The organism is Neoroseomonas lacus (genome assembly GCF_014644535.1).
GTDB classification, from domain to species: Bacteria; Pseudomonadota; Alphaproteobacteria; order Acetobacterales; family Acetobacteraceae; genus Neoroseomonas; species Neoroseomonas lacus.
The window spans coordinates 34,654-52,634 of sequence record NZ_BMKW01000011.1 but is presented as its reverse complement, the minus strand read 5'-3'; the positions used below and the strand labels follow the sequence as shown (position 1 = coordinate 52,634).

20 protein-coding genes and 1 tRNA gene are annotated in these 17,981 nt (G+C 68.5%); 10 read left to right on the top strand and 11 right to left on the bottom strand.

Going from position 1 to position 17,981, the window contains the following annotated elements:
• Positions 1-195 carry a DUF6494 family protein gene (locus tag IEY36_RS21025; RefSeq protein WP_188970497.1) on the bottom strand — a complete coding sequence of 65 codons (195 nt, stop codon included), beginning with the start codon at positions 193-195 and terminating at the stop codon, positions 1-3.
• An 80-nt stretch (positions 196-275) separates the two neighbouring features.
• Here IEY36_RS21025 and IEY36_RS21020 point away from each other — a divergent pair, with 80 nt between their 5' ends.
• Positions 276-911: an FMN-binding negative transcriptional regulator gene (locus IEY36_RS21020; protein ID WP_188970495.1), complete on the top strand. Its 636-nt coding sequence runs from the start codon at positions 276-278 to the stop codon at positions 909-911.
• A 203-nt stretch (positions 912-1,114) separates the two neighbouring features.
• On the opposite strand, the gene IEY36_RS21015 is transcribed toward IEY36_RS21020, so the two are convergent.
• Genes IEY36_RS21015 through IEY36_RS20995 form a run of 5 tightly spaced genes read right to left on the bottom strand, consistent with a single transcriptional unit; the run spans position 1,115 to position 3,687 of the window.
• Positions 1,115-1,990 (bottom strand): DMT family transporter, encoded by an 876-nt coding sequence (locus IEY36_RS21015; protein WP_188970493.1) that lies wholly within the window; start codon positions 1,988-1,990, stop codon positions 1,115-1,117.
• On the bottom strand, positions 1,987-2,241 hold the full coding sequence (locus IEY36_RS21010; protein WP_188970491.1) for a hypothetical protein: 255 nt from the start codon (positions 2,239-2,241) through the stop codon (positions 1,987-1,989). Before IEY36_RS21010 ends, IEY36_RS21015 begins: the two co-directional genes overlap by 4 nt.
• Positions 2,238-3,086, bottom strand: coding sequence for a bifunctional methylenetetrahydrofolate dehydrogenase/methenyltetrahydrofolate cyclohydrolase FolD (gene folD, locus IEY36_RS21005; RefSeq protein WP_188970488.1), 849 nt, complete (start codon positions 3,084-3,086; stop codon positions 2,238-2,240). Before folD ends, IEY36_RS21010 begins: the two co-directional genes overlap by 4 nt.
• Positions 3,083-3,385: a DUF167 domain-containing protein gene (locus IEY36_RS21000; protein WP_188970486.1), complete on the bottom strand. Its 303-nt coding sequence runs from the start codon at positions 3,383-3,385 to the stop codon at positions 3,083-3,085. The genes folD and IEY36_RS21000 overlap by 4 nt, the downstream gene beginning before the upstream one ends.
• Positions 3,382-3,687, bottom strand: coding sequence for a YggT family protein (locus IEY36_RS20995; protein WP_188970484.1), 306 nt, complete (start codon positions 3,685-3,687; stop codon positions 3,382-3,384). The genes IEY36_RS21000 and IEY36_RS20995 overlap by 4 nt, the downstream gene beginning before the upstream one ends.
• A gap of 103 nt (positions 3,688-3,790) precedes the next feature.
• Here IEY36_RS20995 and IEY36_RS20990 point away from each other — a divergent pair.
• A tRNA-Ala gene (locus tag IEY36_RS20990) sits at positions 3,791-3,866 on the top strand.
• An 87-nt stretch (positions 3,867-3,953) separates the two neighbouring features.
• On the opposite strand, the gene IEY36_RS20985 is transcribed toward IEY36_RS20990, so the two are convergent.
• Positions 3,954-4,556, bottom strand: coding sequence for a DedA family protein (locus tag IEY36_RS20985; protein ID WP_188970481.1), 603 nt, complete (start codon positions 4,554-4,556; stop codon positions 3,954-3,956).
• A gap of 131 nt (positions 4,557-4,687) precedes the next feature.
• Between IEY36_RS20985 and IEY36_RS20980 the strand changes: the two genes are divergently transcribed.
• Positions 4,688-5,266, top strand: a complete 579-nt coding sequence (locus IEY36_RS20980; RefSeq protein ID WP_188970479.1) for an HdeD family acid-resistance protein — start codon at positions 4,688-4,690, stop codon at positions 5,264-5,266.
• Between the two features lie 191 nt (positions 5,267-5,457).
• On the opposite strand, the gene IEY36_RS20975 is transcribed toward IEY36_RS20980, so the two are convergent.
• Complete coding sequence (locus IEY36_RS20975) at positions 5,458-5,901, bottom strand: DUF3429 domain-containing protein (RefSeq protein ID WP_188970477.1); 444 nt, start codon at positions 5,899-5,901, stop codon at positions 5,458-5,460.
• Positions 5,902-5,956: 55 nt separating this feature from the next.
• Positions 5,957-6,568, bottom strand: a complete 612-nt coding sequence (locus IEY36_RS20970) for a hypothetical protein (RefSeq protein WP_188970475.1) — start codon at positions 6,566-6,568, stop codon at positions 5,957-5,959.
• 123 nt (positions 6,569-6,691) lie between these two features.
• Between IEY36_RS20970 and IEY36_RS20965 the strand changes: the two genes are divergently transcribed.
• From IEY36_RS20965 to IEY36_RS20935, 7 genes are all read left to right on the top strand, one after another.
• Positions 6,692-8,176 (top strand): ABC transporter substrate-binding protein, encoded by a 1,485-nt coding sequence (locus IEY36_RS20965; protein WP_188970473.1) that lies wholly within the window; start codon positions 6,692-6,694, stop codon positions 8,174-8,176.
• 154 nt (positions 8,177-8,330) lie between these two features.
• Complete coding sequence (locus tag IEY36_RS20960) at positions 8,331-9,527, top strand: M20 aminoacylase family protein (RefSeq protein ID WP_188970471.1); 1,197 nt, start codon at positions 8,331-8,333, stop codon at positions 9,525-9,527.
• Positions 9,528-9,665: 138 nt separating this feature from the next.
• Positions 9,666-11,462: a peptide ABC transporter substrate-binding protein gene (locus IEY36_RS20955; RefSeq protein ID WP_188970469.1), complete on the top strand. Its 1,797-nt coding sequence runs from the start codon at positions 9,666-9,668 to the stop codon at positions 11,460-11,462.
• Between the two features lie 10 nt (positions 11,463-11,472).
• Complete coding sequence (locus IEY36_RS20950; RefSeq protein ID WP_188970467.1) at positions 11,473-12,432, top strand: ABC transporter permease; 960 nt, start codon at positions 11,473-11,475, stop codon at positions 12,430-12,432.
• Positions 12,398-13,333 (top strand): ABC transporter permease, encoded by a 936-nt coding sequence (locus IEY36_RS20945; RefSeq protein ID WP_188970465.1) that lies wholly within the window; start codon positions 12,398-12,400, stop codon positions 13,331-13,333. The genes IEY36_RS20950 and IEY36_RS20945 overlap by 35 nt, the downstream gene beginning before the upstream one ends.
• On the top strand, positions 13,330-14,313 hold the full coding sequence (locus IEY36_RS20940) for an ABC transporter ATP-binding protein (RefSeq protein ID WP_188970463.1): 984 nt from the start codon (positions 13,330-13,332) through the stop codon (positions 14,311-14,313). Before IEY36_RS20945 ends, IEY36_RS20940 begins: the two co-directional genes overlap by 4 nt.
• A gap of 20 nt (positions 14,314-14,333) precedes the next feature.
• On the top strand, positions 14,334-15,308 hold the full coding sequence (locus tag IEY36_RS20935; protein ID WP_188970461.1) for an ABC transporter ATP-binding protein: 975 nt from the start codon (positions 14,334-14,336) through the stop codon (positions 15,306-15,308).
• 13 nt (positions 15,309-15,321) lie between these two features.
• Here the strand turns inward: IEY36_RS20935 and IEY36_RS20930 are convergent, their stop codons facing one another.
• The gene (locus IEY36_RS20930; protein ID WP_188970459.1) at positions 15,322-16,566 is read right to left on the bottom strand and encodes an MFS transporter; all 1,245 of its coding nucleotides are present in this window, start codon (positions 16,564-16,566) and stop codon (positions 15,322-15,324) included.
• Positions 16,563-17,963: a M20/M25/M40 family metallo-hydrolase gene (locus IEY36_RS20925; protein ID WP_188970457.1), complete on the bottom strand. Its 1,401-nt coding sequence runs from the start codon at positions 17,961-17,963 to the stop codon at positions 16,563-16,565. Before IEY36_RS20925 ends, IEY36_RS20930 begins: the two co-directional genes overlap by 4 nt.
• Positions 17,964-17,981: the final 18 nt, after the last annotated feature.

Here is a 17,981-nt window from a genome sequence, read left to right as displayed (position 1 = left end):
TCAATCCAGGGGAATGTCGGCTTCGACGATATGGTTCAGGCCGGGGTCATCGGGCGAGGTCAATGCCATCTTCAGCCGCAGCACCTTGGCGCCGCCGGCGCCCTCGCGTGCCACCTTCTCGACCTCGCGCTGCGAGGTGACGCCGACGTGCTTGAGGAACTTCCGCAGCTCCATGTTGAAACGGTCTTCGTCCATGACATGTCTCCTGCGCGTCGGCGGCCATTTCCCGATCCGATCGCGGACCGGTAGCCTGCACCCGTCAGGAGCATCGCGCCATGTACAACCCGCCGCAGTTTCGCGAGGACCGCCCCGAGTTATTGGCGGAGATCATCCGCGCCGCGCGCCTGGCCCTGCTGGTCAGCGCCGCGGCGGATGGCAGCGTACCGGAGGCGACGCATCTGCCGATGACGCTGGTGCCTGGGGAAGGCCCCCACGGCACGCTGTACGGCCATGTGGCGAAGGCCAATCCGCAATGGCGCGGCCTGGCGGCGGCGGGTGCGGCGCGCGCCATCTTCACCGGCCCCGAGGCCTATGTGTCACCGTCGCTGTACCCATCGAAGCAGGAACATGGCCGCGTCGTGCCGACCTGGAATTACGTCGCCGTGCACGCCATCGGCCCGGTCGAGGTTGTCGAGGACGCGACGCGGCTGCATGCCATCGTCTCCCGCCTGACGGAACAGCATGAGGCGCCGCGCGACACACCCTGGGCGGTGGCCGACGCGCCGGACGATTTCGTCGCCAGCCAGTTGAAGGGCATCGTCGGGATCGTGCTGCGCATCGAGACGCTGATCGGCAAGCGCAAACTCAGCCAGAACCGGCCCGAACCGGACCGCACGGGCGTGCTGGCCGGCCTGTCCGCCAGCGCGGAGCCGGCCGACCGCGCCGTGGCCGAGGCAATGCGGGCGGGCTGATCCCGTAGCGCGCCGGGGGTGTCAGAGAGGGGCGCTGCCCCTCTCCGAACCCCTCCCCGCCAAAGGCCCGAGGCCCCTGGACACCATTTTTTGGCTCTGGGCATCGCGGGCCGCGCGGACGACGACGTCGCGCCGGGATTCGCCGAACGGAATCGTCCCATCGGGTGCGGCGGATCATCAGCCATCCTGCCGATATCCGCCCATCACCCGCTGCGCGGCGCGCGCAGCAGCATCGCCAGCCCGCCCAGCGTCACCATCCCACCGGCCACATCGCTCAGGCGCAGGGTCTCGCCGAGCAGCGCCCAACCGATCAGCGCCGCCACCGGGGGTGCCAGCAATTGCAGCGCGGCGGCCGAGGAGGCCGGCAAGCGCCGCAGCAGCGTGAAATACAGCGCATAGCCGCCCAGCCCGACCACCAGGATCGACCAGGCCAGCGCCGCCACGCCCAACCAGCCCGGCGCCGCCACTGGCACAGATTCCAGCGCCAGGGAGAAGGGGGCTACCACCATCGCGGCGACGATGGTCTGGCCCAGATTCGACGTCAGCGGGTCGAGCCGCCCGCGCGCTGGGGCGAAGGCGAGCAGCCCGCCCGCCTGGAACACCGCGCCGGCCAGCGCCACGGCGATGCCGAGCGACGCCGCATCGGTCAGCCCACCGGCCGCGCGCGGCAGCCCCAGCATGGCGACGCCGACCCAGCCCAGTGCCAGCCCCGCCCAGGCCCGCACCGTCAGATGACGGCCGAACAGCAGCCGTTCCCCCAGCGCCACGCAGAGCGGCGCGGTCGCCGAGAGCAGCGCGACCAGCCCGGAAGGGATCAGCGCCGAGGCCGCCCAGGCGCAGCCGAGATAGCCACCCATCCCGAAGGCACCCATGGCGGCGATGCGCGGTAGGTCGGCGCGCGCCGGCAACCTCGCCCGCGCATACCAGGCGATCGCCAGCAGGATCGGCACGCCGATCGCGAAGCGCAGCGACAGCGCCATCAGCGGCGGCCATTCCTGCGCGACGATGCGCGCGGCATTGAAGGCCGAGGCCCAGACCAGGACGAACAGCCCGGCCAGGCCCAGCGTGCCCGGGCTCATCCCCCGAGACGCGTCTCGATCCGCTCCAGGGAGGCCTTGAGGGACGCAATCTCCCCCGCCTGCCGCCGCAGCGCCCCGAGCAGCGCGGCGATGCCGATCAGCCCGAGCGCCGGGATCGCCCCGGCCCAGGCATAGAGCATTCGCCCGCGGTTCCAGGCCTCGCCGCCCCAGGGCGTAGATTCCCAGGCGAGATGCGCGCAGGCCAGCAGGCCGGCGATGCCGACGCCCTGCAGCAGTCGCACGAGGATCATGCCGCCCCCCGCCGCGCAATGGCCGCTTCGAGCGTGTTCTGCAACAGGCAGGCGATGGTCATCGGCCCGACGCCGCCGGGGACCGGGGTGATGGCGCCGGCGACCGCCGCGACCTCGCCAAAGGCGACATCGCCCACCAGCCGGCCATCCGGCAGCCGGTTGATGCCGACATCGATGACCACGACACCGGGGGCGACCCAATCGGCCCGCACCATCTCAGGCCGGCCCACGGCGGCGACCAGGATGTCGGCGCGGCGGCATTCGCCCGGCAGGTCGCGTGTGCGGGAATGCGCGATCGTCACGGTGCAGTCCGCGCCGAGCAGCAGCTGCGCCATCGGCCGCCCGACGATCTGCGACCGCCCGAGCACCACGGCCCGCGCCCCGCGCAGCACGACACCCGCCTCGGCGAGGATGTGCATCACCCCACGCGGCGTACAGGGCACCAGGCCCGGCTGCCCGGCAGCGAGCCGGCCGGCATTGAGCGGGTGGAAGCCGTCCACATCCTTGGCCGGGTCCACCGCGGCGATGGCGGCCTCGGTGCGGATCCGCGGCGGCAGGGGCAGTTGGACGAGGATGCCGTCCACCACCGGGTCGGCATTCAGCGTGGCGATGGTGGCGAGCAGTTCGGCCTCGGTGGTCTCGGCCGGCAGGTGGATGGTGGCGCTGTCGTAGCCGGCCGCCTTGGCCGCCTTGTCCTTGTTGCGGACATAGACGCCCGAGGCCGGGTCTTCCCCCACCCGCACGACGCGCAGGCCGGGGCTGTAGGGCAGTGCGGCGACGCGCTCGGCCAAGCGGGCGCGCAGGGCGGCGGCGATCGCCTTGCCATCGAGGATGCGGGCGGTCATGCGAGGGACTCCAGGCCGAGGGCGAGCGCCGCCGGGTCGCCGGCGACGCGCAGCAGCTTTTCGCGCGAGGTCGCGCCCTGCACCAGATCCACCGAGGATTTGGCGACGCCCAGGGCGTGGGCGAGCGCGTCGCAGGCCGCCCGGGTGGCGCGGCCATCCTCCGGCGCATCGGTGACGGCGATGGCCAGGCGGGGGCCGTCGGCGGCGGGTTTCAACCCGCCCAGGCCGGGCCGGCGCGATTTCGGCTGGACCTTCACACGGACCAGCACGCCATCGCCCTCGGCCCGCCAGAAGGTCAAAAGCCGATGCCGTTGCTCAGCATGCCGACATAGATCTCGCCAAGTAGGATGCGCAGCGCCTGCAGCAGCAGGATCAGCACCAGGGGCGAGAGATCGACGCCGCCCAGATCCGGCAGGAAGCGGCGAATCGGCCGCAGGGCGGGCTCGGTGACGCGGTAGAAGAAGTCGGAGATCGTCCAGACCAGCCGGTTCCGCGAGTCGAGCACATTGAAGGCGAGCAGCAGCGACATCACCGCCGCGATGATCAGCGCCCAGACATAAAGACTGATCGCAGTATCCAGCAGCCAGAACAGCGCGCGCATGATCCCTCCTCGAAAGCGGTGGCAACCTAGTGAGCAGGGGCGGCCCGGACAAGGCGCCTTGACTTCCCTTGCCGGCTGGGGCACTCAGCCGGCCTCGCGCGGCGGGGCTGTAGCTCAGATGGGAGAGCGCCTCGTTCGCAATGAGGAGGTCAGGGGTTCGATTCCCCTCAGCTCCACCACCGCCCGCGAAACCTCATCCCACCGATCCGACACGCCGGCCGCATGGCGCATGCGCGCGCCGCGTTCCTTCATGCGCCACGCCACGATTAGCCGGCCCTGCGATGCAGTGCCCACCAAACGGTGGCGGCCAGCAGCAGCGCAACGAACAGCCACGCGAAGCCCTGGCCCATATCCATCCCTTCGAGACCGCGCGCGGCGGCATAGCCAGGCAGCAGCATCGCCGGCGCCCAGACGATGGCCGAGGCGACATTTGCCGTCTGGAAGCGGTATTCCCGCATGCGCGCCACCCCGGCCATCAACGGCGCCACGGCGCGGACAGGGCCGAGGAAGCGCCCGACGAACACCGCCGCCCATCCCCAGCGGCGAAACAGCAGCAGCGCCCGGGCATAGGCGCGGCGCTGGCTTCGCGGCAGCCAGCGCCGTACCACCTGCGGGCCCAGCGCACGCGACGCCCAGAAGCCGATGGCATCACCGGTGATGGCGCCGCCGATCGCCGCCGCCACCACCGGCGCCGGTTCGATCGTCCCGGCGCCGAGCAGCGCGCCGATCCCCACCAACATGGCCGTGGCCGGCACCAACAGGCTGACGCCAGGCAACGATTCCAGGAAGGTGATCACGAAGACCGCCACCGGCGCCCATCCGGCGCTGGCGCCGATCCAATTCTCGAAGCCGCTGGTGAGCATCCCCATCCGCCGCATCCCGGTTTGGCACGGGGTCTGCCACGAACGCCCGGTGCGCCGCAAACAACCTTGCCGCAATCAATTTCCGACGTGACGGAATCCGTTATGCTGCACCGATCGCGCAGCAGGAGCCCGCACCGATGACGAGCACATCACCCGGCCTTCCGGGCCATGAGCAGGTGACCATCCTGCGTGCCATGGCCAGGCATTGGTGGGCCTTCGCGCTGCGCGGGGTGGCGGCGATCATCTTCGGCATCCTCACCTTCCTGAATCCGGGGCTGAGCATCTTCGTGCTGCTCGCCTTCCTCGCTGCCTGGATGGCGATCGAGGGCGGCACGACGATCTGGCAGGCAGTCGCCGGCAAGGGGCCGCACGGGGTCTGGACCTGGCTCGACGGGTTGCTCTCCCTGGCCGCGGCCGTGGCGTTGCTGCTGGCGCCTGGGGTTTCGGTCTTCGTCCTCGTGCTGGTCGCCGGTGGCTTCGCCGTGGCGATGGGCGTCGGGCGCATCGTGCTCGCCTTCCGCGTCTCCGACGTGCTGCTCGGCGTGCTCGGCGCCGTCACCGTGCTGTTTGGTGCCATCCTGTTGACCCGGCCGGGGGCGGGGCTGCTTGCCATCGCCTGGATCATCGCGCTCGAGGCGATCGTGATGGGCGTCGTGCTGCTGGCGCTGGCCTTCCGGCTGAAGCGGCTCGACCAGCAGGGTCGAGCGTCCGTTTGACCCGTCCGGCGACGGTTCGCACCCCTATCGGCGACCCACGTCAGCATCCGAGCATGGTTGGCCGATTGCCGAGGGGCGGTGCCGGGCTTGGAGCGGTTTGCGTTTGACGGCGCTCACGCAGACCGCCCCAAGCCATTGTCTGATCGAGCATCTTCGCGCGCCTGACTGAGTCCCGTCAGGCGCGATCTGCTCTAGAATACCAAGACCAGCGCCATGGCCGCCTGCAGCGCGGCCATGGCCAAGGAAAGCGGCAAGCGCAGCGCCAGCCACCAGAACGGGCTGACGCCCTCGTGCAACAGCCGCCTGTCGGTCGGCGGCAGGACGGCAAACAGCAGCGCCAGGACACCGAAGCCGGTCATCGGCGGGACCAGCACCGCCAGCCAGGCGAGCAGGCCAGGCATCACGGCGAGGCTGAGATAGCATGGCATGGCCTCGGGCGACGCCCGGCCCGCCGCGAGCCCCCACCAGCTGCCGCCCACGAAGCTCGCGATCACGGCGGCAAAGCCGAGGCCCGCGCTGGCCGCGAGCTCCCGCATGCCGGGTAGCGCCAACATGACGACAAGCGCGGTGATGCTCGGCAGCAGGCCGGCCAGGCCGAGCCACAGCGCCGGACGCGGAATGGTCGGTTCGCTCATGCAGATGCTCCCACCTCTCATTTGCGCGAGCGGGAGCGTGTCTGCCAAGAGCCAATCAGGCGCGGATCCAGGTCTCCGAGAAGGCCAGCATGGCGGTCGAGATGCGCTGCCCGGCGATTTCGCGCGGCACCGGCGCGCCGGGCCGCGCCTGCCCGTTCACCGTGACGCTCGCCGTCTCGCAACCGACGAACAGGCTCGGCATGATGTGCGCGCCGGTCGCCGAGGCCGGGGGCGTCAGCGCGAAGCAGAAGGGCTTGCCGAGTCCTGACCAGGCCAGCGTCACCGTGGTATCCGCCGCGCGCACTGTCTCGCTGTAGCTGGAGATCGCGTCGCCGTCCGACTGCACGCTGTCGAGCGCGCGGTATTGCAGCCCGGCAAGCCCCGGCAGGCCGCGCCAGGCGCCGAAATGCGAGACATAGTCAGCCACCAGCCAGCGCGCGAGCGGCTCATTGTCGGTGAAGCAGACATTCGCGCGTTCGGCCGGTGGTGCTGCTTCACCCGGCGAGAGCAGCAGCACCAGCGCATGCCCGCGACCATGCGGCGAGAGTACGACCCGAAAGAAGGAGGCCAGGGTGGTGAACGGGCCGGCGGGGTCCTCCTTCAGCGAGATGCCGGGATTTTCGCCGGACCATTCGACGGTGCCGGGGAACAGGATGGGGTCAGCCATGGTCGTTGCCTCACGTCTGGGATGGCGACGAGCCTGCGCCACGGGACATGGCGCGGCAACTCTCGCTGCTTGCGGAGACATCGTGCGACGCGGATGATCCTGCATCGGGATGGGATGACCGGGATGCGTGCGCTCGTTGCCTTCGCCTTGCTCGTGGTGCTGACGGTCGCGCAGCCCGCCGGCGCGCAGACGCTTCGCATCGGCATCGGGTCCGACCCGAATGTACTCGACCCGGCGGTCAGCGGGTCCTTCGTCGAACGCGTCGTCTTCTCGGCGCTGTGCGACAAATTGATCGACACCGCGCCGGACCTGTCCTTCCGGCCGGAACTGGCAACGCGCTGGGAATGGGCGCCGGATGGCCTGGCGCTGACGCTGACGCTGCGGAGCGATGCACGCTTCCATGACGGCACGTCGCTCGATGCCGAGGCGGTGCGGGTCAATCTCGAACGCTATCGCACCGCGCGCGAATCACGCCGCCGCAGTGAGCTCGCGCAGATCAGCGCGGTCGAGGCGCCGGACCAGCGCACCGTGATCATCCGGCTGTCGGAACCATTCGCGCCGCTGCTCTCGGTGCTGGCCGACCGCGGCGGGATGATCATGTCGCCGACCGCGCTGGCGCGGTTGGGCGAGCGCATCCGCGACGAGCCGGTCTGTTCCGGCCCGTTCCGCCTGACGCGCCGTGTGCCGCAGGATCGGATCGAGATGGAACGTTTCCCCGGTCACTGGAACGCGGCGAACATCCATGTCGAGAAGCTCGTGTTCCTGCCGATCCCGGACAATACGGTGCGGCTGCTGAACCTGCGTGCCGGGCAGCTCGACATCATCGAGCGGCTGTCGCCCTCCGATGTCGCCGATGCGCGGCGCGACCAGCGGCTGCGCGTGGTGGAGGCGACCGCCCTCGCCTACCAGACCATGTCGATCAACACCGCGACGGGCGCGCTGCGCGACCCGCTGGTGCGCGAGGCGCTGGAACGCAGCATCGACCGCGCGGTGATCAACCAGGTCGCGTTGGAAGGACTGTTGGTGCCCGGCAATCAGCCGGAGGCGCCCGGCACCGCCTATCATTTCGCCGATTTGCCGCCGCCGCCGCGCGACCCGGCGCGGGCGCAGGCGCTGTTGCGCCAAGCGGGGCATGACCGCGTCGCCTTCACGCTGAAGGTGCCCAACAGCCCAGTCGAGGCGCAGGTCGCGCAGATCATCCAGGCGATGGCCGCCGAGGGCGGCTTCGATGTGCGCATCGAGCAGATGGAATCGAGCGCCATGGTCGCCGCGACCCGGCGTGGCGACTACGACGCCGCCATCGCCATCTGGTCCGGCCGGCCGGACCCGCATGGCAATGTGGCGATCTGGCTGGCGAGCGATGGGTTCCTGAACTGGGGCCACTACGCCAACCCCGTGGTCGATGCCGCCTTCGCCGCCGCGCGGCGCAGCACGGTCACGGCAGAGCGCCAGGCGCAGTATCATCGCGCCGCGGAAGCCTGGCTGGCAGACCGGCCGCATCTGTTCCTGTATCATCACCGCTGGTTCTGGGGGCTGCGTGCCGGCATCGCGGGTTTCGAGCCGAACCCGGACGGCATCATTCGCTTCGCCGGCATCCGCGCGCCCTGACGGTGCCGCACCTTCCGCTCGCACCGGTTCACGGCAATCGCTCCGGCCGTTTGTTCTCGCGAACAGCTTTACCCGATCGGGCGTTTCGATCAGATCGGGATCTGCTCCAGCCAGGCCGGCCGCGCCCACATCCGGCAGAAGAGGGAATCACCTGATGACCAATCCCGTGATCGATGGCGTGAAAGCCTGGCTGCCGGAACTCGCTGCCATCCGCCAGGACATCCACGCGCATCCCGAACTCGGCATGGAGGAGACACGCACCGCGGCGCTGGTGGCGCGCGAGCTGCGCGCGCTCGGCATCGAGGTGACCGAGGGTGTCGGCAAGCTTGGCGTGGTCGGCACCATCCGCGGCAGCAGGCCGGGCCAGCGGGTGATCGGCCTGCGGGCGGATATGGACGCGCTGCAGATCCACGAGCAGACCGGGATGCCCTATGCCTCAACCACGCCGGGGGTGATGCATGCCTGCGGGCATGACGGGCACACCACGATGCTGCTGGGTGCTGCGCGCTGGCTGGCGGCGCATCGGGATTTCGCCGGGACGGTGCACCTGATCTTCCAGCCTGCCGAGGAAGGCCGCGGCGGGGCGCGGGCGATGATCGCCGACGGGCTGTTCGACCGATTTCCCTGCGATGCTGTCTATGGCCTGCACAATGCGCCGACGCTGCCGCAAGGTGTTTTCGGCACGCGCACCGGGCCGGCGCTCGCAGCCTCGGACCGCTTCATCGTGACGTTCAGGGGCACTGGCGGGCATGGCGGTTCCTCGCCGCATCTCGCCACGGATGTGACGGTGGTGCAGGCGCATTTCGTGCTGGCGTTGCAGTCCATCGTCTCGCGCAACGTGCCGGCGATCGAGGCGGCGGTGCTGTCGGTGGGTTCGATCGAAGGCGGGTCGCCGGTATCGCCGAATGTGATGCCCTCGGCGATCACCATCACCGGCACGGCGCGCAGCTATGTCCCGGCGGTGCGCGATCTGCTGGAGAAGCGGATCGGCGAATTGGCGCAGGGCCTTGCCGCCTCCTATGGCTGCACGGCGGAGGCGATCTACCGTCGCGGCTCGCCCGCCCTCGTCAATCATAAGGAACAGACGGAGGTCGCGCGCGCGGCCGCACGGACCTTTGTGGATTCGGCAGCGGTCAAGGTGATGCCGCCGATCACCGGCGCGGAGGATTTCGCGCTGATGCTCGAAGCCCGGCCGGGCGCCTTCATGTTCCTGGGCGCCGGCACCGGGCCGGATGGTACCTCGCCCGAGGTGCATACGCCGCACTACAATTTCAATGACGCAATCATTCCGCTCGGCGTCGCCTATTGGGTAAGCCTGGTCGAACAGGAAATGGGCATGGCCGGCGCGTAGTCCCGCGAAGGGCGAAAAAATCCGGTAGTGGGGTGGCCGGTCATCATGTAGCGTTTTTGCGATTGAAGAAGTTGCGATGGCGCCGCGTCCAAGGGAGGGCCGGCGAACCGTCGTATGTATTGGTCTGGGAGACCTCACATGTACGAAGACGACCTGCGTCAGATGATCGGTCGCGTGCAGCGCGGCATGCTGTCACGCCGTGGTTTCGTGAAGCGGATGGCGGCGCTTGGCTTGACCGCGCCAATGGCCACGCAGCTTCTCGCCATCACGGGCGCCGCGCCGGCGGCGGCGCAGACCTCCTCCGCCTATCGCCCGACGCGCCGTGGCGGCGGCGGCCAGTTGAAGATCCTGTACTGGCAGGCCTCGACGCTGCTGAACCCGCATTTCGGCTCCGGCACGACCAACCAGGATGCCAGCCGTGTGTTCTACGAGCCGCTCGCCGGCTGGAACACGGATGGCACGCTGCATCCGATCCTCGCCGCCGAGGTCCCATCGATCGAGAATCGCGGCCTGACGGAAGACGGGCGTTCGGTCACCTGGAAGCTCAAGCGCGGCGTGAAATGGCATGACGGCCAGGATTTCTCGGCCGACGACGTCGTGTTCAACTGGGAGTACGCGAAGAACCCGGCGGTGGCGGCGGTCACCTCCGGTTCCTATCGCGACGTGAATGTCGTGAAGGTGGACGACTACACGGTGCGGGTGGAATTCAACCAGCCGACGCCGTTCTGGGCCGACGCCTTCGTCGCCGCGGTCGGCGGCATCATCCCCAAGCACCTGTTCAAGGATTATGCCGGAGCCAATGCGCGCGACGCGCCGACTAATCTGCGCCCGGTCGGCACCAGCGCGTACAAGTTCGTCTCCTTTGCGCCGGGCGACAATCTGCGCGCCGAGCTGAACCCGAACTACCACCTCGACAACCGCCCGTATTTCGACACACTCGAGATCAAGGGCGGCGGCGATGCCGTCTCCGCCGCGCGCGCGGTGTTGCAGACCGGCGACTACGACTATGCGTGGAACATGCAGGTCGAGGATGCGATCCTGAAGCGGCTGGAAGCAGCCGGCCGCGGCAAGGTGAACATCGTCGATGGCGGCGGCATCGAATTCGTCCAGCTCAACTGCACCGACCCGAACCAGGAGGTCGATGGCGAGCGGTCCTCGATCAAAACCGAGCACCCCGCCTTCCGCGACCCCGCAGTGCGCCAGGCGATGGCGCTGCTGATCGACCGCAATGCGCTGGAACAGTTCATCTACGGCCGCGGCGGCCCGGCAACGGCGAATTTCCTGAACAACCCGCCGCGCTTCCGGTCGCCCAACATGCGCTGGGAATTCAGCATCCAGAAGGCGAACGACGTGCTCGACGCCGCCGGCTGGGCGCGTGGCGGCGACGGCATCCGGGCCAAGAACGGCGTGCGGCTGAAGTTCCTGTTCCAGACCTCGGTCAATGCTCCGCGCCAGCGTACCCAGGCGATCTACAAGCAGGCGGCGCAGCGCGCGGGTATCGAGCTTGAACTGAAGTCGGTCACCGCCTCGGTGTTCTTCTCGTCGGATGTCGCCAACCCCGACACCTACACCAAGCTCTACGCCGACATGCAGATGTACACGACAACGATGCCGCAGGCCGACCCCGAGCGGTTCATGAACCAGTACACCTCGGCGGAGGTTTCCTCCAAGGCGAACAACTGGCAGGGGCGCAACATCGTCCGGTGGCGCAATGCGGAGTATGACCGCATCTTCAGCGAGGCGCAGGGCGAGCTCGACCCGGTGAAGCGTGCGGCGCTGTTCATCCGCATGAATGACCTGGTGGTGTCCAGCAACCACATCATCCCGCTGGTGAAGCGCCCGACGGTCAGCGCCAGCCTGAACACGCTGCACCCGGTGCTGAGCGCCTGGGACGGCACCACATGGCTGCTGAGCGACTGGTGGCGCGACGCCTGATCGGCCTCACGTGCTCCAGTATCTGGCCCGCCGTCTGATCATCGCGATCCCGAGCCTGCTCGGGATCAGCGTGATCCTGTTCACCGTCCTCGCCCTCGCGCCCGGTGACCCGTTCGAGGAACTGGCGACGAACCCGGCCATCCCGCCCGATGTGCGGGCGCATCTGCGCGCCAGCCTCGGGCTCGATGACCCGGTGTATCTGCGCTATTTCAGCTGGCTCTCTGCCATGCTGCGGGGCGATTGGGGGTATTCCTTCGTCAGTCGCATCCCGGTGGACCAGCTGATCCTGCAACGCCTGCCGACCACCATCGCGGTGATCGGCCTGTCACAGGTGCTGGCGCTGGCGATCGCCATGCCGGTCGGCGTCTATGCCGCGACCAGGCCCTATTCGGTGTTCGACCAGGTCGCGAATACGCTCGCCTTCATCGGCTTCTCGCTACCGACCTTCTTCACCGGCCTGCTGCTGATCATGCTGTTCTCGATCCAGCTCGACTGGCTGCCCTTCGTGTTCCGCACTAGTATCGAGGCGACGGGCTGGATGTGGTGGTGGGAGATGTTTCGTCAGTCCATCATGCCGATCGCCGTGCTCGGCCTGTTCCAGGGCGCGGCCTGGACGCGCTTCGTGCGTTCGGCGGTGCTTGACGTGATCCGGCTGGACTACGTGACCACGGCACGGTCGAAGGGCCTGCCGGAATCGCGCATCACCATGCGTCACGTCGTGCGCAATGCGATGATCCCAGTGGTCACGCTGGTCGCGCTGCAGATGCCCGTCGTGTTCAGCGGCGCCATCGTCACCGAACAGATCTTCCGCGTGCCCGGCATCGGCTCCCTGCTGATCACCGCCATCCTGTCCAACGACACGCCGGTGATCATGGCGGTCACCTTCGTGTTCTCGGCGCTGGTCATTTTCTTCAACCTGCTCGCGGATGTGCTTTATGGCTGGCTCGACCCTCGCATCAGCTACCGTTAGCGCCGCCGCGCCGCGCCCGCGCATCGGGCCGTGGCAGGAGGCCTGGCGCCGCTTCCGCAAGCACCGGCTGGCGGTGATCAGCACCGGCGTGCTTGGGGCGTTGATCCTCGCCGTGGTGATCGGCCCCTTGGTCTGGACCCTGCCGATCGACGAGATCGACTTCTCCGCCCAGTTGCAGGGTCCATCCTGGGCGCATCCGCTCGGCACCGATGATCTCGGGCAGGATCTGCTGGCGCGCATCCTGTATGGCGGGCGGATCTCGCTGGCGGTGGGGTTTGCTGCGATGGCGGTGGCGATCTTCGTCGGCGTGCTCGTCGGTGCGATCGCCGGCATGGCCGGCGGCGCGGTCGATGCAGCGCTGATGTGGCTGACCGACCTGTTCCTCTCCCTGCCGCAGTTGCCGCTGCTGCTGCTGATCATCTACCTGTTCCGCGACACGCTGACGGCGCTGGTCGGCTTGGAACTCGGCGTCTTCATCATGGTGGTCGCGGTGATCGGCGGCTTCCGCTGGATGCCGGCGGCGCGGCTGGTGCGCGCGCAATTCCTCTCCCTGCGCGAGAAGGAGTTCGTCGAGGCCGCCCGCGCGCTTGGTGCTTCGCGTCCTCGCCTGGTGCTGCGTCACATCCTGCCCAATGCGCTGGGCCCGGTGATCGTGGCAGCGAGCATCGACGTGGCGGCCGCGATCATCGCGGAATCGACGCTGTCCTTCCTCGGTCTCGGCTTCCCGCCCGATGTACCGACCTGGGGGCGGCTGCTGTTCGACGCCAAGGACAATCTCGACTTCGCGCCGCATTGGGCGCTGTTTCCGGGGGCTGCCATCTTCCTGACCGTGCTGTCCATCAACTACATCGGCGATGGGCTGCGCGATGCGCTCGACCCGCGCCGGATCATCTCGGCATGAGCGCGTCCCTGGTCGAACCTTTGCTCTCCATACGCGACCTGCGGGTCCATTTCGCCACTGATGACGGCATGGTCCGTGCGGTGGATGGTGTGAACATCGATGTCGGCAAGCAGGAGACGGTCTGCGTCGTTGGCGAATCCGGCTGCGGCAAGACCGTCACTGCGATGACGGTGCTGAAGCTGATTGCCATGCCGCCGGGCAAGATCGTCAGCGGCCAGATCATGTGGCAGGGTCGCGACCTGGTGCCGCTGCCCTCCGAGGCGATGCGTTCGATCCGCGCCAAGGAGATCGCGATCGTCTTCCAGGAGCCGATGACTTCGCTCAACCCGGTCTATTCAGTGGGCGAGCAAATCGCGGAAGTGGTGCGCCAGCAGGAAAAGCTCGGCAAACGCGCGGCGATGGATCGCGCGATCGAGATGCTGAACCTGGTGAACATTCCGAATGCGTCGCGCCGTGCCCATGACTACCCGCATCAATTCTCCGGCGGCATGCGGCAGCGCGTGATGATCGCCATGGCGCTGTCGTGCAATCCGCAACTGCTGATCGCGGATGAGCCGACCACCGCGCTCGATGTCACCATCCAGGCGCAGATCCTCGACCTGCTGGCCGAGATGAAGGATCGGCTCGGCATGGCGGTGATGCTCATCACCCATGCCATGGGCGTGGTCGCCGAGGTCGCGCAGCGCGTCGTCGTGATGTACGCCGGCAAGGTGGTCGAGGAAGCGCCGGTCCGCGAGTTGTTCGGCAATCCGCGGCATCCCTATACGCAGGGGTTGATCCGTTCGATCCCACGACTCGATCTCGCGGCGACGGAGCATCACCGGCTGGAGGCCATTCCGGGCTCGGTGCCGAGCCTGTTGAATCCGCCGGGGGGGTGTCGTTTCGCCGCGCGCTGCCGCTACGTGACCGATGCCTGCCTCGCCGCGGAGCCCCCGCTGCGTGAGGTTGCGTCGGGCCACAAGGTGGCGTGCATCCTGTGAGCGCCGCGAAGGGAACGCCGATGGCGACGCCGCTTCTGACCGTCCGTGACCTTGTGAAGCAATTCCCCGTGCGCGGCGGCCTGCTCCGCCGCGTGGTGGACCATGTGCATGCCGTCGATGGCGTGGGCTTCGAACTCGGCGCCAGCGAGACGCTGGGGCTCGTTGGTGAATCGGGCTGCGGGAAATCCACCACCGGGCGCTGCATCCTGCGGCTGATCGAGCCGACCTCGGGCGAGGTGATGTTCGAGGGGCGCGACGTGCGCGCGCTCGATGGCAAGGATCTCGCGGCGATCCGTCGCGACATGCAGATCATCTTCCAGGACCCTTTCGCTTCGCTGAATCCGCGCATGACTGTCGGCGCGATCATCGGCGAGGCGTTGGAGATCCATCGCCTGGCGAAGAACCGTCGCGAGCGCGAGGAGAAGGTGGCGGACCTGCTGGAGACGGTCGGGCTGAAGCCCGACCAGATGTCACGCTTTCCGCATGAGTTCTCAGGCGGACAGCGCCAGCGCATCGGCATTGCCCGGGCGCTCGCGGTGTCGCCCAAATTGATCATCTGCGATGAGCCGGTCTCGGCGCTGGACGTCTCGATCCAGGCGCAGGTGATCAACCTGCTGGAGGATCTGCAGGAGAAGTTCGGGCTCTCCTACCTGTTCATCGCGCATGATCTGTCGGTGGTCGAACACATCTCCGACCGCGTGGCGGTGATGTATCTCGGGCGCATCGTGGAAATCGCGCCGTCGCGCGAGCTCTACGTCAATCCGCTGCATCCCTATACCGAGGCGCTGCTCTCCGCTGTGCCGATCCCCGACCCGACGGCGAAGCGCCAGCGGATCCGGCTGGAAGGGGACATCCCGAGCCCGCTGAACCCGCCGTCAGGCTGCCATTTCCATACGCGCTGCCCGATCGCGGATACCGGCATGTGCCGCGAAGTGGCGCCGTCGCTGAAGGAGACGAGCACAGGGCATTGGGTGGCTTGCCATAAGCGGGGGTGATCGGGAGGGGCCTCTACACCTCCATCTTTTTCGCCCCCCGCACCACCGGCTTGCGCACCAACCAGAAGAACATCGCCCCCAGCGCATAGGCCAGCATCGACAGCCAGAACGCGACCCGATAATTGCCGGTCAGGTCGAACAGCAGCCCCGCCCCCCACGACCCAAGCCCGGCGCCGACCCCCGACCCGATGGTGATGACACCGAGGATGGTGCCGAGCCGCTTGCCGCCGAACAGGTCGGCCGTCTTCGCCGTGATCGCCGGTCCGCGCGCGCCCCAGGTGATGCCGAAGAAGCACGCATGTACCCAGAGCAGGACATGCTGGTCGCCTGAATGGATGCCGAGCGCAGCGGCGACGCCGACGATCGAGATGAGGTAGGTGAGGATCGCCGCTTTCTCCCGCCCGACCACGTCGGAGATGGAGCCGGTCACGATCACCCCGGGCAGCGCCAGCAGTGCCCCGGTGCCGAGCACGAAGGCGGCGTAGAGCGGGTCGAACCCCTGCCCCACCGCGAAGGCGATTTGGTGCAGCGAGACGAGGAAGCTGCCGATACTGGTCAGCATGTAGACCAGCGACAACAGCCAGAAATGCCGGGTGCGCATCGCGTCGGCGAGCGTCCAGTCATGCGCGCGTTCTATCGCTGGCGCGCTGCCGGCGGGCGGCACCACGGGTGGCGGCAGCGCGGATTCGGCGCGACGGAACAGCGCGGCGAGCGGCACCACCAGTACCGCCATTGCACCCGCCTGCATCCAATAGGCACCACGCCAGCCGACGCCATCGATCAGCAATTGCGCGACGGGGGCGGAGACGGCGCGACCGAAGCCGTTCGCCGATTGCAGGATGGAAATGGCGAGACCGCGCCGTTCCACGAACAGCCGAGACACCAGCGGCACGAAGACCACCATGCCAATGCAGCTGGCGCCGAGCGTCATCACCACGCCGTAGAGGAACACCATCTGCCAAAGCGCCGTCGCCATCGCGCTGCCGACCAGGCCGAGCGTCAGCAGGCAGCCGCCGAGCAGCACCATGCGCCGTGCGCCGAGCCGGTCGACCAACCCACCCACAAGCGGCGAGGAGACGCCGCCCACCACCTGCCCGACCGAATAGGCGACGCTTGCTTCCGCACGGGACCAGGCGAAGTCGGCGACGAAGGCCAGCAGGAACACGGTGTAGGCGTGCATCAAACTGGCGCTGACGGTGAAGGCGAGGAAGCCGCCGGCGACGACCATCCAGGCCTGGCGCGAGGGGCGCGCGGTCATCGCTTCGGCGCCGCGCCGGCCCCGATATCCCACCAGATGCCGGCCATCAGGCCGAGGCCTTCGCGCAGCAGCGGTGCCAACGCGTGTTCGTCCGGGCCGTGCTGGTTGCAGCCGGCATAGGAGTTCGGCACCCAGATCACCGGCACGCCGAGTTCCTCGGCGAAGATGTTGGACGGGTTCGAGCCGGAGGAATTCGGGATGACGTTCGGCGCGCGGTTCGCGGTGCGCGCCATCGAGCCCGCCACCATGCCCACCCAGGGGTCCGCCGGGTCGGTGCGGGAAGCGCCGAACATGTCGCGCTCCATCACCGGGATCACCTCGATATGGGCAAAGCCGGCTTCGTTCAGATGGGCACGCAGGGCGGGGATGATGGCCTCGCCGGGAACATCGACCGTGTGGCGCACCTGGAGCCGCGCGCGGGCCTCGCCCTGCACGGCGTTGGTCGGCGCGTCGGGGTGACCCGTGATGTGGGCGAGCATGATCACGCTGGTCCAGGCGAAGATCTTCTCGGCTTTCGTCAGGCCTGGTTCGCCCCAATCGGGGTCGGCTTCGGGCAGGCCGGGGATGTCCTCGAAGACGATGGCGCGGGTCGCCTGCAGGACGCTGTCGGGCACCTTGGCGGGCAGCCAACCCTTCACCCGGATGCGGCCCTGTGGCGTGACGATGCTCGCCAGCGCATGGGCGAGGATGAAACCGGGATCGGCCAGCACGCCACCCCAATGGCCGGAATGATGCGCATGGTCGCGCAGACGCACCACCAGGTCGAAAGCGACGCCGCCGCGCGCGCCGAGCTTGATCTCCGGCATGAAGGTGGTTTGGCGCGGACCGTCGAGACCGATGAAGACATCCGCCGCCAGCAGGTCGCGGTCACGCTGCATCAGCGCGCGCAGGCCAGGGGAGCCGACTTCCTCGCCGGTCTCGACGAAGACCTTGGCATTGAAGCCGAGGCTGCCGCGTTCAGCGATGACGGCGCGCAGCGCCTCGATGGCGATGAGGTGCTGGCCTTTGTTGTCCACGGTGCCACGGCCGTACCAGAGGTCGCCGACCTGCGTGACGGCCCAAGGGTCGCGCCCGTCGGTCCATTTGCCGCCCAGGCCGCGCACCACATCGCCATGGCCATAGACCAGCACGGTCGGCATCGACGGATCCTCGATGCGGGTCGCGAGCATCACCGGGCCGCGGCCGGGGTTGGGGTTCTCCAGCAGGCGGATTTCGAAGCCCATGCCCTCCATCACGCCGGGCAGCGCCTCGGAGCAGTAGCGATGCAGGTCGGGCAGGCGGTCGGGCATCTGGCTTTCGGTCGGCACCGCCACCAGGGACCGCAGATGCGCCAGGTAGACGCCGTCGTCGTACAACCCCTGCGCCGCTGCGATCGCGCCTTCGCGTGTTCCGGCCATGTCGGTGATCCTCCTGCC